Annotated in this window: 10 protein-coding genes and 1 riboswitch; of the genes, 7 read left to right on the plus strand and 3 right to left on the minus strand. The window is 73.3% G+C overall.

The annotated features are described in order from the left end of the window. Positions 1 to 13 precede the first annotated feature (13 nt). A complete protein-coding gene (gene htpG / locus GA0070213_RS02580; protein ID WP_091056337.1) occupies positions 14 to 1,906 on the plus strand; it encodes a molecular chaperone HtpG in 1,893 nt (630 codons plus the stop codon). 53 nt (positions 1,907 to 1,959) lie between these two features. Here the strand turns inward: htpG and GA0070213_RS32465 are convergent, their stop codons facing one another. Beyond that, positions 1,960 to 3,522, minus strand: a complete 1,563-nt coding sequence (locus GA0070213_RS32465) for an LLM class flavin-dependent oxidoreductase (protein ID WP_091056340.1) — start codon at positions 3,520 to 3,522, stop codon at positions 1,960 to 1,962. A 210-nt stretch (positions 3,523 to 3,732) separates the two neighbouring features. Continuing rightward, positions 3,733 to 3,877: riboswitch (cyclic di-AMP (ydaO/yuaA leader) on the plus strand. Here GA0070213_RS32465 and GA0070213_RS02590 point away from each other — a divergent pair. Both GA0070213_RS02590 and GA0070213_RS02595 read left to right on the plus strand, forming a co-directional pair. Then, positions 3,876 to 4,448, plus strand: coding sequence for a LysM peptidoglycan-binding domain-containing protein (locus GA0070213_RS02590; RefSeq protein WP_091056342.1), 573 nt, complete (start codon positions 3,876 to 3,878; stop codon positions 4,446 to 4,448). Its footprint overlaps the riboswitch before it by 2 nt. A 281-nt stretch (positions 4,449 to 4,729) precedes the next feature. After that, positions 4,730 to 5,179 carry a hypothetical protein gene (locus GA0070213_RS02595; RefSeq protein ID WP_091056344.1) on the plus strand — a complete coding sequence of 150 codons (450 nt, stop codon included), beginning with the start codon at positions 4,730 to 4,732 and terminating at the stop codon, positions 5,177 to 5,179. A 70-nt stretch (positions 5,180 to 5,249) separates the two neighbouring features. Here the strand turns inward: GA0070213_RS02595 and GA0070213_RS02600 are convergent, their stop codons facing one another. Together GA0070213_RS02600 and GA0070213_RS02605 are read right to left on the minus strand one after the other, a co-directional pair. Next, entirely contained in the window at positions 5,250 to 7,310 is a 2,061-nt protein-coding gene (locus GA0070213_RS02600; RefSeq protein ID WP_091056347.1) for a M4 family metallopeptidase, read from the minus strand. A 356-nt stretch (positions 7,311 to 7,666) separates the two neighbouring features. Beyond that, positions 7,667 to 9,979 carry a transglycosylase domain-containing protein gene (locus tag GA0070213_RS02605; protein WP_245716220.1) on the minus strand — a complete coding sequence of 771 codons (2,313 nt, stop codon included), beginning with the start codon at positions 9,977 to 9,979 and terminating at the stop codon, positions 7,667 to 7,669. 145 nt (positions 9,980 to 10,124) lie between these two features. Here GA0070213_RS02605 and GA0070213_RS02610 point away from each other — a divergent pair, with 145 nt between their 5' ends. The 4 genes from GA0070213_RS02610 to GA0070213_RS02625 are packed head-to-tail and all read left to right on the plus strand — an operon-like array spanning position 10,125 to position 13,488. After that, a complete protein-coding gene (locus tag GA0070213_RS02610; protein ID WP_091056351.1) occupies positions 10,125 to 10,895 on the plus strand; it encodes a nucleotidyltransferase in 771 nt (256 codons plus the stop codon). A 46-nt stretch (positions 10,896 to 10,941) separates the two neighbouring features. Further along, a complete protein-coding gene (locus GA0070213_RS02615) occupies positions 10,942 to 11,910 on the plus strand; it encodes an ABC transporter ATP-binding protein (RefSeq protein WP_091056354.1) in 969 nt (322 codons plus the stop codon). Next, positions 11,903 to 12,703 carry an ABC transporter permease gene (locus GA0070213_RS02620; RefSeq protein ID WP_091056357.1) on the plus strand — a complete coding sequence of 267 codons (801 nt, stop codon included), beginning with the start codon at positions 11,903 to 11,905 and terminating at the stop codon, positions 12,701 to 12,703. Before GA0070213_RS02615 ends, GA0070213_RS02620 begins: the two co-directional genes overlap by 8 nt. Continuing rightward, the gene (locus GA0070213_RS02625; protein ID WP_091056359.1) at positions 12,700 to 13,488 is read left to right on the plus strand and encodes an ABC transporter permease; all 789 of its coding nucleotides are present in this window, start codon (positions 12,700 to 12,702) and stop codon (positions 13,486 to 13,488) included. Before GA0070213_RS02620 ends, GA0070213_RS02625 begins: the two co-directional genes overlap by 4 nt. Positions 13,489 to 13,494 lie beyond the last annotated feature (6 nt).

The following is a 13,494-nucleotide window of genomic DNA, read 5'->3' on the forward strand; positions in this document are numbered from 1 at the left end:
GAAGGGAGTCGGTGTGAGCGACCGGGTCGAGACGTTGGAGTTCCAGGCCGAGGCGCGTCAGCTGCTGCAGCTGATGGTGCACTCGATCTACTCGAACAAGGACGTCTTCCTGCGTGAACTCATCTCCAACGCGTCCGACGCGCTGGACAAGCTGCGGCTGGAGTCACTTGTCGACAAGGAGCTGTCGGCCGACACCTCCGACCTGCACATCGAGCTGGAGGTCGACCGGGAAGCCCGCACGCTCACCGTCCGGGACAACGGCGTCGGCATGTCCCGCGACGAGGTGGTCGCGCTGATCGGCACCATCGCCAAGTCCGGCACCGCCGAGCTGCTGCGCAAGCTGCGCGAGTCCAAGGACGCCGCCGCGTCGCAGGAGCTGATCGGCCAGTTCGGCGTCGGCTTCTACGCCACCTTCATGGTCGCCGACAGGGTCAGCCTGCTGACCCGGCGCGCCGGGCAGGCCGGTGGCACCCGGTGGGAGTCCACCGGCGAGGGCACCTACTCGGTGCAGGAGGTCGAGGAGGCCCCCCAGGGCACCTCGGTCACCCTGCACCTCAAGCCGGTCGACGCCGAGGACAACCTGCACGACTACGCCGACGAGCGGACCGTCCGGGACATCGTCAAGCGATACTCCGACTTCATCGCCTGGCCGATCCGGATGACCGTCGACAAGCCCGGCGAGGACGGCACGACGGTCCGTGAGGAGCAGACGCTCAACTCGATGAAGGCGCTCTGGGCCCGCTCACGGGACGAGGTGGACGAGGCCGAGTACAAGGAGTTCTACCGGCACGTCGCGCACGACTGGGCCGACCCCCTGGAAACCATCCACATGCGCGGCGAGGGCACCTTCGAGTACGAGGCGCTGCTCTTCCTGCCCTCGCACGCCCCGCTCGACCTGTTCTCCCCGCAGGGCCGCCGCGGCGTGCAGCTCTACGTCAAGCGCGTGTTCATCATGGACGACTGCGAGGCGTTGATTCCCAACTACCTGCGCTTCGTCAAGGGCGTGGTGGACGCGCACGACCTGTCGCTGAACATCTCCCGGGAGATCCTGCAGCAGGACCGGCAGATCCGCGCGGTGCGCCGGCGGCTGGTCAAGAAGGTGCTCGGCACGCTCAAGGACATGTCGGCCGAGTCGTACCGCACGTTCTGGACCGAGTTCGGGCCGGTGCTCAAGGAGGGTCTGCTGGAGGACCCGGACAACACCGAGGCGCTGCTCGACCTGGTCCGCGCCGCCTCCACCCACGATCCGGCCGAGCCCACCACGCTGCGCGACTACGTGGAGCGGATGAAGGACGGCCAGACCGAGATCTACTACGCCACCGGCGAGAACCGGGCCACCATCGAGAACTCCCCGCACCTGGAGGCGTTCCGGGCCAAGGGCTACGAGGTGCTGATCCTCACCGACCCGGTGGACGAGGTGTGGGTCGAGCGGGTCGGCGCGTACGACTCCAGGACGCTGCGCTCGGTGGCCAAGGGCCAGGTCGACCTGGAGACCGAGGAGGAGAAGGAGCAGGCCGAGGCGGAGCGGCAGGAGTACGCCGACCTGCTCGCCTTCCTCGGCGGCGCGCTCACCGACAGCGTCAAGGAGGTGCGCCTGTCCACCCGGCTGACCACGTCGCCGGCCTGCGTGGTGGGCGACGCGCACGACATGACGCCGACGCTGGAGAAGATGTACCGGGCGATGGGTCAGGAGGTGCCCCGGGTCAAGCGGATCCTCGAGCTGAACCCGACCCACCCGCTGGTCGCCGGCCTGCGCAAGGCCCACGGCGAGGGCGGCGACACCGCCGCGCTGACCGAGACCGCCGAGCTGCTCTACGGCATGGCACTGCTCGCCGAGGGCGGCGAGCTGGCCGACCCGGCCCACTTCACCCGCATCCTCGCCGACCGCCTCGCCCGCAACCTGTAGATGCAAGGAGGGGCCCCTTCTCATCGCCTACGCGATAGGAGGGGCCCCGCTTGTCACAACTGGCCGGGGAAGAAACCGTGCCGAGCCAGCGGCTCGACGATCTGGTGCTCCTCGTAGGACAGGTGGGACAGCAGCGTGTCGGTGAGCAGGTCCACCGCCTCCTGCAACGCGGTGAAGTCGCCGGGCGAGCCGATCAGCTCCACCAGCGCCCGGTCGACGCTCTCCACCACCCCGTGGATCACCACGTGCTCCTGTTCCAGGCGGTCCAGCACCGGCCCCAACCCGGCGTCGGAGCGCCGCAGGTGCGGGAAGATCGAGGCGTCCTCCAGGCCGTGGTGCTGGGTCACCACGGTGCAGTACGCGGCGCAGTAGGCGCCCAGCGTCCAGTCGTTCTGCCGCATGGTCATCGCGTTCAGCGCGGCCCGGGCGCCGCCCGGCGACACCGCCCCACGCCGGACCTGGTCGAGCAGGTCGCGCACCTGGGCCAGCTCCTGGCGCAGGTGGTCGTGCACGTCCACCAGGTGCTGCCCGGCGGCCTGTCCGCGAGCCGGGTAGACGTGCCCGGCCGGCGGCGGCGGGGCGGTGGGACGGGTCGTCTCGTCCCAGAGCCGGCGGGCGCTGTGCCGTACCCCCGGGTCGGGGGTGGGGGTGACCGCGAGCGTGGTCGGACCGCCGGCGGCGGCCCGCTCCTCGGCCACGGCGCGCGCCCCGCTGCCCGGCGTGGTGCGCGCGGCGGCGACCAGCTCCCGGACGGCCGGCGCCACCTCCTGGGCGAAGAGCTGGATGGCGCGCGGTTCGTCGCTGCCGAGGATGAACGTGGTGACGCCGTGCTCCAGGGTGAGGCCGGCCAGCTCCTCGACCCACTGCTCCGGCGGCCCGGCGAGGAAGCCGGTGGACGAGCGGCTGAACGTGCCGGTGACGTTCAGCATCCGGCGGATCGCGCCCGGATCGCGCCCGGCGGCCCGCGCGCCCTCGTCCACCAGGGCGTTGAGCGCCGGCAGCTCGTCCGGTCCCTTCGGCAGGTACGCCAACGACGGCAGCCAGCCGTCCGCGGCCCGCCCGACCAGCCGCAGCATGCGCGGCTTGTACGCGCCCACCCAGATGCCCACCGGATGTGCCGGCGCCGGCCCGCGCTTCGCCCCGACCACCCGGTAGTGCTCCCCGGCCACCCGGATCATGCCGCGCCGCTCGGTGCCCCAGACCTCGCGGATGACCTGGATCGCCTCGTCGAGCGCGTCGACCGCCGCGCCGGGGGTGAGTCGCCGACCGCCGGTCGCCTCGATCGCGTCCCAGAACGCGCCCGCGCCCAACCCCAGCTCGACCCGGCCGCCGCTGAGCAGGTCCAGGCTGGCCACGCTGCGGGCCAGCACCACCGGTTGGCGCAGCGGCAGGTTGAGCACGTTGCCGGCCAGACCGATCCGGTCGGTGGCGGCGGCCACGTACGACATCAGCGTCCAGGTGTCCAGGAAGCCCGGCTGGTAGGGGTGGTCCTGGAAGGTGACCAGGTCGAGCCCGGCCTGTTCGCAGAGCGTGGCCAGCGCGACCACCTGGTCGGGGTGACCGGCGTCGGGGGTGAGGAAGCCACCGAATGCCAGCTCGTGTCCGTGGTCGGTCATCCGCCCCGCTCCTTGCGCGATCTTGCCTGGTCCCGGCCCACGGTAGCCCCACCGCCGGGCCGGCGACGGCGGACCCGCCACCGTGGACGCGGTAGCCCGGCCGGGTGACGAACGTCCCAAGAAGTGGGCGATCGTCGCCAATCATCCCTAGCGTCGGTTCCGTTCGCAGTCGCGGACCCCACGGGCCGGTAACGCCCAATCCCGCCGCCGGCCCGGTGGTACCCGAACCTCGGGCGGGAGCGGGGGACCCACACGTTCCACGGTGCACGGCACCTCGGGGTGAAGCCGCCATCGGCGGCCGGGCTCCTCGGCCCGAACCCGACAGCTCACCTCGTCGGCGTGGAGGAATCCACATGTCAACTGCATACTCAGCCCGGCATCGCCGGACCGTGGTCGCCGCGCTCGTCGCCGGCACCGCGGCCCTGTTCGGGCCGGCCGCGCCGGCCAGCGCCGCGAGCGTGAACTGGGACGCCGTCGCCCGCTGCGAGTCGGGCGGCAACTGGCACGTCAACACCGGCAACGGCTACTACGGCGGGCTCCAGTTCTCCCGGGGCACCTGGAACGGTCACGGCGGCCAGAGGTACGCCACCCGGGCCGATCTGGCCAGCCGCGCCGAGCAGATCGCCGTCGCCGAGCGGGTCCTCGACGGGCAGGGCATCGGCGCCTGGCCGGTCTGCGGCAAGAAGGCCGGGTCCAGTGGCCAGAAGGCCCGGTCCGGCGGCGACAAGGCCGGTTCGAACGGCCGTGAGCGGCGCGCCGCGCCGGCCACCGGCGTCTACCTGGTACGCCCCGGCGACACCCTGTCCGAGATCGCGACGGCGAAGCGCGTCACCGGCGGTTGGCGCGCCCTGCACGCGCGGAACCGCGCCGTCGTCGGTGCGGACCCGAGCCTGATCTTCCCAGGCCAGCGGCTGAGCCTGCGCTGATTCCCGGCTCGCGGCAGGTCCCGCGCTCCGTGCCTGTGCCGGGTCCGGGACGCATCCCGCTCCGTCGGCGGCACGAGTCCGCGGGCCGTGTCGTGGCGACCGGCGAGGGAACGCCCGGCCGCGTGGTCCGGTCGGGCGTTCCCTCGCGACACGCCGGGGATGGTGGGCGTCCGTCCTGCTCCCGGCGTCGACGGCCGGCCGGGCGCGGCGGGTGACGTGGTTCCGTCGCCGGCGGTTGCTATGGTCACGAGGCTCGGCTAAGACGTGAAGAAAGCGCGGATATGACCAACGATGCGTTCTCGGCCGCCGCGAGCCTCGACGAGCTGCTGACCCGCACGCAGCAGGCGCTGGCCGCGATGCGGTCCCGGTCCTGCGTGCTCGCCGACGGCGAGCCGGGTGAGCTGCTCCGGGCCGAGGGTGCGGCCGCCGGCGGCCGGGTCCGGGCGGTCGCCGTCCAGGGTGGGCGGTTGCACTCGGTCGTCGTCGACCCGGAACTGGCCGGCGTGTCGCTGGACGTCCTCTGCGGACACCTGGTCGACGCCGTCAACGACGCGTTGAGCGAGTTGGACGCGCGGGTCGGCGACTCCGCCCGGGCGGACACCGACGCGCTCGCCGCCCGGCTCGGCGGCCTGCCCGACCAGGCGGAGCTGTTCAGTCGGACGATGCACGAGGTGGCCGCGCGCATCCGCCGCGACCGCGACGCGGTGACCCGCGCCGCCCACCCAGCCTGACCGCCCTTCAGCCGGAGACGCGGAACGGCCGGCCGTCTCCGAGGGTGACGGCCGGCCGCTCGCGTCGCGGTCAGCTCAGCGTGACCGCGGTGTCGTCGACGACGAAGGACGTCTGGAGGGAGGCGTCCTCCACGCCGCTGAACGAGATGGTCGCCGTGGTGCCGGCCAGCGACGAGACGTCGAAGGACCGCTGCACGTAGCCGGTGGCCTTGTTCAGGTTGGAGTAGGTGGCCAGCGTGGTGCTGCCGGCCTTGACGGTCAGCTTGTCGTAGGCGGTGGTCGTGGTGGACTCCGCGCTGTCGATGTGCAGCCAGAAGCTCAGCGTCGCCCGGCAGCCGGCCGGGACGGTGACCGACTGGCTGAGCGTGTCGGTGTGCGAGGAGCCGTAGCCGTCGAGCCACGCCTTGTACGAGCCGCCGTGCGCGGCCTGGCCGCTGTCGGTGGTGATGACGCCGGAGGAGGCGGTCCAGTTCACGTTGCCCGACTCGAAGCCGGGGTTGGCCAGCTTGTTGCCGGAGCAGCCGCCCGAGGGCGGGGTGGTGGTGGCGGTCGGCGTGGGCGTCGTGCCGCCGGAGCAGGTCGGGTCACCGGACTGCGCCGGCACGCTGACCGCGTCCCAGGCCGCCTTCACCGTGTTGAACTCGGTGCAGCCGGTCGGGTAGAGGTTCTTCGCCGCCTGCAGCGTCCAGGTGCGGTACTTCAGGTACGACGAGGACGAGGTCTTCAGCAGCATCGCGTTGTACATGATCTTGATGGCCTTCTGGATGCCCAGGCCGGTCACGCTGCTGCTGTTGCAGGTGGAGCTGGTCGGCTGCCCGTTGGTGGGGCTGCTGCCGTTGGCCAGCAGGTAGAACCAGTGGTTGCCGGGGCCGGCGGAGGCGTGCACCTCGCCGCCGGGGACGCTGCTGGAGTAGCAGTTCGGGTCGCCGAGGGCGCCCGGGTTGTACATGTTGCGGATCGGGCCGGAGCCGACCAGGTTGATCTTCTCGCCGACCAGGAAGTCCGGCGCGTCGTAGCTGGACGGCTCGTTGGCGAACCACTCGGTGGCCGCGCCGAACGTGTCCGCCACGAACTCCTGGGTGCCGCCGCCGGAGATGCCGCCCGGGGTGTGGTCGTCGATGCCGTGGCCGATCTCGTGGGCCACCACATCCAGCGAGCCGATCCACTGACCGGCGGTGTTCTTGCCGATCTGCACCTGGGTGCCGTCGTAGTAGGCGTTCTGGTCGTTCAGGCCAACCCGGATCGGCCAGTAGCCGCCGTTGCCGTCGGCGCCGTTGCGACCCAGCCACTGGTTGAGCATCTTGTGCTCGGTCTGGGCGCTGAACAGCGCGTCGACGCAGCCGGTCTCCTTGTTGGTGGCGGTGCCGTTGCCCCAGGCGTCGTCGGTGCCGCTGAACGTGGTGTTGTTCGCGGCGTCCTGGCAGCTGAGGTTGGTGACGGTCGGGTCCTTCATGGTGAAGGTGCTGCCCGACTGGGTGGTGTTCAGCGCGAGCGGCGCGGGGCCGTTCCAGGCGCCGGTGCCGGTGCCGGCGACGATGTGCTCCTGCTTGCGCAGCACCGCCCCGGTGCGGGCGTCGACGTCGACGGTGAGCCGGCTGGGGCCGTCCGCGTCGGTGCCGCGCACCGTCGTCTCCCAGGCCAGCGCCGGGCTGGCGCCGAGCGTGTAGACGACGAGCGTGGTGCCCTCGACGGAGCTGACGGTCTTGAGCTGGCCGCGCGCCGTCTTCGCGGCGGCGGCCGAGGTCAGCTTGGGGGAGGTGGCGAGGGCGCCGATCGGCCGCTGCTGCGCGACGGAGGCGTACTTGAGGTTGCCGGCGCCGTCGGTGGCGAGCACGAAGTCACCGCCGACCACCGGCAGGCCCTTGTAGGTGCGCTCGTAGGGCACGTACTGGGTGCCCTCGGAGGAGATGACCGGCTTCTGCACGAACGCGTCGTCGGAACCGGCCTGCAGGTAGGCGGGGCGGTTCGCGACCAGCGCGCGGGCCGAGTCGGCGGCCGCCGCGCGGGCCTGGGCGGGGTTGGGGGCGGCGGGCCCGGGTGGCGCGGCCTGCACGGCCGCGGCGGTCCCGGCGGCGATCACGCCGGCCGCGGCCGCGCCGGTGAGCGCGGCGAGGCGAGGTGAGAGCTTCAAGGGGGTTCGCTCCTGTTCTTGGGCGCGCCGCACGGAGCCCGGTGGGGTCGGGCGGCGCGATGGTGCGAGGCAGGGTGACGGCCGGTCACCGGAGCTGCCGGCGTGGCTCCGGGTCGACAGATCGACCGTCCGAGCCGTCGGGGGTGACGACTCGTTGGTGCACGATCACACGCCGTCGGAGCCGTGAGCAATGGGTGACCTGGGCAACCGACTTGCGCCGGACACCCCGCCGTCGACGCGAATTCAGGAAGCCATGATCTTCAATAGCCCCTGATCAGGGCGAACATTGTCGGCAGTGGACGAGTCCATGCCCGATCTGGGGTTCATGCCGCAGTTTCCGAATGGTGCACAGAGTTTCAGCGCGGTCCCCGGGTCCTCGTCGGCGGCCCGCCGGGCGGCGTCGTCAGCGAGGGCGACAGGGTCGGCCGCGGTCCGGGTCGCCGGCTCGAGCTGGGACTCGCACTCGACGGAGTCGGGCTCGCGGTCGGCGACCCGGTCGGCGACGCGGACGGGCTCGGCGCGGAGCTGCTCGGGACCGGCGCCGACGGGCTCGGCTCCGGCGTGTCGCCGGGAAAGGCCGGCTCGCGGAAGCGGTACTTCTCCGCGTCGAGCTTCATCGCCGCGGTGGCCCGGGTCATGAACTGGCGCCAGATCGGCGCGGCCCCGGTCGAGCCGTACACCTCGTAGCTGCCGCCCGTGGTCCGCAGCGGCTTGCCGTCGGTGGTGCCCAGCCAGACCGCCGAGGCGAGGGCGCCGGTCCACCCCACCATCCAGGTGTGCACGTTCTTGGTGGTGCTCTGCCCGGCCTGCCAGGTGCCGGTCTTGCCGGCGGAGTCCCAGCCGTTGTCCAGCCGGGCCGCCCGCACCCGGCGCAGCGTCCAGTCGAGCTGGTTCACCGCCTCGGCGTCGAGACCGAGATCGGTCTGCCGCAGCTGCTCGGTCCACACCTCGTCGTCACCCTTGGTCACCGACCGGACGAAGTGCGCGTCGGCCCGCCTGCCACCGGCCGCGAACGTGGCCATCCCGTTGGCGTGGTCCTGCACGGTGATGCCGTACTGGCCGATGCCGACCTCGGTGGAGAAGTGCGTCGCCAGCTCGTCGGCCGGGTCGTCGCGCAGGTCGACCCGCTGCGGCCGAGGGTTGCCCCGCACCGTCTCCCACATCGACCCCACGCCGGCCTGCCGGGCCGTCTCGATGACCTTCGCGGTGCCCAGCTTCTCGGTCAGCTCGAAGTAGGTGACGTTCAACGAGGCGACGGTGGCCTCCCAGAGCGCGCAGTTCGGTTGGCACGACGCGTGCTCGGCGTTGCGGATCGGCCCGGCCGCGCTGCCCCGGGTCCGGCCGGAGGCGGGGAACTCCTTGGTGTCCGGCGAGTCGAACCGCTGCTTCACCGACATCCCGTCGCGCACGGCGGCGGCCAGGTCGTACACCTTGAACGACGACCCCGGCGGATGCTGGCCGAAGCCGCGCGCCTGGCCCTGCTCGTCGGTGTACCAGCCGGCGTAGTCGGCGCCGGAGCCGCGGTCGCCGCCGTAGTAGCCGAGCACCCGCCCGGTGCCCGGCTCCACCGCGACCAGCGCCGCCTGCCAGTTCTTCGGCTGGCCGCGGACCGCGGCCGGCGCGGTGTCCCGGCGGATGTCCGCCGCCGCCTCGGCCGCGTCCTGCACCCGCTTGTCGATGGTGGTGACGATCCGGTAGCCGCCGTCGCGGATCACCTCGTCCGGCTTGCCGCGGAACGCATCGGTCTCCCGCAGCTCGGCCAGCACGTGGTTGACCACCAGCCCGGTCGGCCGGTCCAGGTCGGAGCGGCCGGCGTCGCGGTCGATCGGCCGCACCGTGTCCGGGTACGCCAGGTCCGCCGCCTGCTGCGGGGTCAGGTAGCCGAGCTTCACCATGCCGTCGCGGATGTAGTTCCAGCGGTCGATCGAGTTCTGCTTGGCGAGCGCGTTGCGGCGCGGGTCGTAACCCGGTGCGCCCTGCGGGTCCGCCGGGTCCGCCTCCGGCTGCTTCACCAGGGCGCAGAGCACCATCGCCTCGGTGGGGGTGAGCTGCTGCGCGGCCGGGGCGTCCCGGCGGACGGTCTTGCCGAAGAACGTCTGCGCGGCCGCCTCGATCCCGTACGCGCCCCGGCCGAACGGGACGGTGTTCAGGTAGAAGCCGAGGATCTCCTCCTTGCTGTACTTGTCGTCGAGCTTCCAGGCGATGACCGCCTCGCGCAGCTTGCGGGAGTAGGTGACCCCGCGCAGGTCCGCGGCGACCCGCGCGTACTGCTGCGTGAGCGTGGAGGCGCCCTGCCGCTGCCCGCCGCTGACGTTCGCCCACGCCGCCCGCAGCACGCCCTTGACGTCGATGCCGCGGTTGGTCCAGAAGGTGCGGTCCTCGGCCGCCACGATGGCTTCCTTCGCCGAGTCGTTCATCGCCTCGTACGGGACGATGGTGCGGTTCTGCGCGCCCAGCTTCGCCATCGGCGTGCGGCCGTCGGCGTAGAGGACCGTTGTCGACTCGGGCAGCTTCAGGTCGGTGGGCGTCGGCACCGAGTCGAAGTAGTAGCCGCCGGCGACCAGCCCGCACCCGGCGAGCAGCGCGCCCACCGCCAGCACGACCAGCAGTCGCCGCCCCCGCCGTCGCGGTCGCTTCGGGACCGCGCCGTTGTCTCCGCTGTGCCGCACGCGATGCCTCCGACTGCTCGGCCGAATCGTGTCCATGCCCGGCTCGCAGGCTAACCGACCTGCGCCGACAGCACCGGCCGGCGCGGCCGGGGCGTCCGCCCGACCCGGGCGGCGGCGCCGGAAAGCGGCCGGGCAGGATGCGGGCATGCGCGACGACGTACGCGGATATCTCGCCGACCTCGTCCGGCGCGCCCGGGACGTGCTCGGCGCCGACCTGGCCGGCGCGTACGCGGCCGGCTCGGTCGCGCTGGACGCCTACCAGCCGGGGCGCAGCGACGTGGACGTGGCGTTGCTGGTCGCCACGCCGCCGTCCGTCGCGGCGAAGCGGGAGCTGGTGGACCGGCTGCGGCACGAGTCGCTGCCCTGCCCGGCGCGCGGCCTGGAACTGGTCGTCTACCGACGGGAGGTGGCCGCCTCCGGCACGTCCGACCCGGGCTTCGAGATGGAGCTGAACACCGGCGCCACGATGCCGTTCCGCGCCACCTACGACCCGGCCGACCGGCCCGCGGCGGACGGGCGGTTCTGGTACGCGCTGGACCGCAGCATCCTGCGCCAGTCCGGCCTGAGCCTGCTCGGCCCGCCCGCCGTCGACGCGTTCGCCGACCCGGCGCCGGCCGCGCTGCGGACGCTGCTGGTGGACGCGCTGCGCTGGTGGCTGGCACTGCCCACCCCGCCCGGCGACGCGCCGGCGCCGGGCGCGGAGGACGCGGTGCTCGGGGCCTGCCGCGCGCTGGTGCGCTGCCGCGACGGCGTCTGGCTGGGCAAGGTCGACGCCGGGCGGCGGGTGGCCGCCGCCGACCCGGACGCCGCGCTGATCCTCCGTGCGGTCGCCGCCCGCTCGGGCGGGCCGCCGCCGTCCGGGCCGGCGGCCCGCGCGTTCCAGCACCGGGTGCTGGCGCGGATCGAGGCCGGCTGACGAAACTCGATGTCGCCGGCCGTCCGGGCCTGGCTAGGGTCGGGCGGTGATCGAGGTACGCGACCTGGCCAAGCACTACCGGGTGCACCGGCGGCAGCCGGGCCTGGCCGCGTCGCTGCGGTCCCTGGTCCGCCGCGAGCATGTCACCGTCCGGGCGGTGGAGCGGGTCAGCTTCACCATCAGCGCCGGTGAGGTCGTCGGCTTCCTCGGCCCCAACGGGGCGGGGAAGACCACCACCCTCAAGTGCCTCACCGGCCTGCTGCACCCGACCGCCGGCGCCGTGCGGGTGCTCGGGCACACGCCGCACCGCCGGGAGTCCGCGTTCCTGCGCCGCATCTCGCTGGTGATGGGCCAGCGCAACGGGCTGTTCTGGGATCTCCCGGCGGCCGACGCGTTCGAGGTGAACCGGGCGGTGTACGGGATCGCCGAGGGGCCGTACCGGGCCGCGCTCGACGAACTGGTCGACCTGCTCGGCCTCGCCGAGCTGCTCGGCCGGCAGGTGCGGGTGCTCAGCCTGGGCGAGCGGATGCGGTGCGAGCTGGCCGGCGCGCTGCTGCACCGCCCGGACGTGCTCTTCCTCGACGAGCCGACGCTCGGCCTCGACGTCAACGGGCAGGCCGCGGTGCGGGCGTTCCTGCGCGACTACAACGACCGGCACGGCGCGACCGTGTTGCTGACCAGCCACTACATGGGCGACGTGACCGCACTGGCCCGGCGCGTGCTGGTCGTCGACCGGGGCACGTTGCGCTTCGACGGCGACCTGGCCGCGCTGGTCGAGGCGCACTCGCCGCACCGGCTGGTCCGGGTCACGCTCCGCGCGCCGGTCCCGGCGGCGACCTGGGCCGGGCTCGGCGAACCGGTCACCGTCGACGGCGCGGTGGTCACGCTGGCGGTGCCCCGCGCCGAGACGGCCGCGGTCGCCGGCCGGCTGCTGGCCACGCTGCCGGTCGAGGACGTGGCGATCGAGGATCCGCCGATCGAGGAGATCATCCGGGCGGTCTTCGCCCATGCGTGACACGCTCACCGCCTACCGCGGGCTGGCCCGGGGCGGCACGCTGGTCGCGGTGACCTACCGGGGCCGGTTGGTGCTGCGCGTGCTCACCGGCTTCTTCCCGTTGCTGATGATGGCGGTCTGGCTGACCGTGGTGGCCGAGGGCGGCCCGCCGGCCGGCTGGACCGCCGGCGACTTCCTCGCCTACTACGCCGCCGCGACACTGGTGGTGAACCTGTCCGGGGACCACGTGGTCTGGCAGTGGGACGCCGACCTGCGCAGCGGCGACCTGTCGCTGCGGCTGCTGCGCCCGCTGCACCCGTTCCACCAGTACGCCGCCGCCGACCTCGGGCAGCGGGCGGTGACGCTGGTGGCGCTCGGGCCCGCCCTGGCGCTGGCCGCCGTGCTCAGCCCGGCCCTGGACTACCCGGTCACCCCGGCCCGGCTGGTCGCGTTCGCCGCCGCGCTGGTGCTGGCGTACGCGCTGGGCCTGCTGACCGCGTCCACGTTCGCCCTGCTCGGCTTCTGGAGCACGCAGACGGCCAACGTGTGGCTGCTCTGGTGGGGCCTGGGCTCGTTCGCCTCCGGCTGGGTCGCCCCGCTGGAGCTGCTGCCGCCGTGGCTGCGCACGGCCGCGCTGGTGCTGCCGTTCCGCAGCATGATGGGCTTCCCGGTGGAGCTGCTGACCGGCCGGCTCGACGGCGCGCAGACCGCGTTCGGCTTCGCCGTCGGCCTCGGCTGGCTCGGCGTGTTCGCGCTGCTCTACCGGTTCGGCTGGCGCCGGGGCGTACGCCGCCACCAGGCGGTGGCCGGGTGATCCGGCGGCAGCTGCGGGTGCTGCGGATCTGCTGGCGGGCGGCGGTCGCGGCCGACCTGGAGTACCGGCTCCAGTTCCTCTCCGCCGCCGCGCTCAGCGCGTTCTGGATGGTGTGGGCGGTGGCGGGCGCGTCGGTCTACTTCCGCTTCGCCGGCTCGGTGGCCGGCTGGACCCACGGCGAGGTGCTGGTCGTCATCGGCCTGTTCTTCACGCTCAACGGACTGCGCCAGACGCTGCTGCAACCCAACCTGGAGCTGATGAGCGACCACGTCCGCCGGGGCACCCTCGACTTCCTGCTCACCAAGCCGTTCGACGCGCAGCTGCTGGTGAGCCTCGGCCGGGTACGGGTCACCAACCTGCTCGACCCGGCGCTGGGCCTGGTGCTCACCACGGTCGGCGTGGGGCTCGCCGGGCGGGGCGTGTCCCCGGGCCGGCTGGCCGCGTTCCTGCTGCTGCTGGCCTGCGCGGCGGTGCTGCTCTACGCGTTGACCGTGCTGCTGATGGCGGCGACCGTGGTGCTGGTCGCCGCGGAGGACCTGGACCGGGTCTCGTTCGCCTTCGTCGAGCTGTCCCGGTTCCCGGTCGACCTCTACCGCGACCCGGCCCGCACCCTGCTCACCGTGGTGCCGGTCGCGTTCCTCACCACGTACCCGGGCGCGGCCCTGCTGGGCCGGCTCGACCCGCGGCTGCTGCCGGTGGCGGTGCTGGTGGCGGCCGGCGCGGTCGCGCTGGCCACCGCGGCGTGGCGGCGGGCGCTGCGCACGTACGCGGGCGTCGGCGGCTGACCCGCG

This window comes from Micromonospora humi, assembly GCF_900090105.1.
GTDB classification, from domain to species: Bacteria; Actinomycetota; Actinomycetes; order Mycobacteriales; family Micromonosporaceae; genus Micromonospora; species Micromonospora humi.